We start from the raw sequence: 494 nt of genomic DNA on the forward strand, positions 1-494 counted from the left end.
GCTTCATTGCCGAGCAGATAGGTGACATAGCCCGAAGGGTTGCCAGCACCGTTGCTAATGACCTGCACCGTGTCAGAAACCACAACGCGATAGCCGAGATAGGTCGGGAAGCGTACTTCTCCGCGAGCATCAGGGATAAAGTCGATGAGGTTCTGCTTCTGCAGACGGGTGTAAACAGCCGAATGCATGATCAGGGTGGACAGGTCTTCCGCTGCATCGCCCATCGTCTGCTTGGTATCGAGGATAGCTTCAGCAGAGATGAGGTTTGCATCAGCAGGCGTGCCAGTCGTGACGCTGATGTTATTGACCATATCGCCGCTGTCGTTGGCCACGTTGTCGAGATAGACGCCGTGCAACGAAGCAACGAGGATCTTGTTCAGTTCACGGATCCACCAGTCAGCAACGAGATTGCCGATGGCCTGCATCGGATCATCACCAGCCAGAACACCAGACAGGCGCATCGAGGACCAAGACTTGGTGCGGACCTGACGGGC

Annotated in this window: 1 protein-coding gene; it reads right to left on the reverse strand. The window is 55.9% G+C overall.

Annotation, left to right across the window (positions count from 1 at the left end):
• On the reverse strand, positions 1 to 494 hold a 494-nt coding region (locus tag RCF13_RS03020), incomplete at both ends, for a major capsid protein (protein ID WP_308140851.1).

This window comes from Stenotrophomonas maltophilia group sp. RNC7, assembly GCF_030910085.1.
GTDB classification, from domain to species: Bacteria; Pseudomonadota; Gammaproteobacteria; order Xanthomonadales; family Xanthomonadaceae; genus Stenotrophomonas; species Stenotrophomonas sepilia.